This is a genomic window from Pollutimonas rozaliensis (assembly GCF_048751585.1).
Taxonomy (GTDB): domain Bacteria; phylum Pseudomonadota; class Gammaproteobacteria; order Burkholderiales; family Burkholderiaceae_B.
In genome coordinates this window covers 1-264 of the sequence record NZ_JAZHOB010000167.1, presented here as the reverse complement: position 1 = coordinate 264, position 264 = coordinate 1, and the positions used below count along the sequence as shown (strand labels likewise).

The 264-nt window shown below is 48.1% G+C and carries 1 protein-coding gene; it reads left to right on the top strand.

The features are described from left to right. Nucleotides 1-8: 8 nt before the first annotated feature. On the top strand, nt 9-264 hold a 256-nt coding region (locus tag V0R37_RS22420), incomplete at its 3' end, for a type IIL restriction-modification enzyme MmeI (protein WP_420376598.1).

The window sequence follows — 264 nt, the reverse complement described above, 5'->3', positions numbered from 1 at the left end:
CGAACTTATTGCGGGAAGCCGCATCCAGTGAGAGTTTTCTAGCATCTCCAGTTGTTACTAAGTATGTAACTTTCCGAAAAGTTCCAACATCCAATGTCTTTAACCATAAGACGAAGTTGTATTTTCTATACCAATGGGCTGATTTTGCAGTGTTGCAGTCCAGTCTACACCAAGAGTGGGCGTTTTGGAGTTGCGGCACCCTAGGAGCCTCGACGCTGAGCTATTCGACAACAGCAGCCCTAGAGACTTGGCCGATGCCCGACC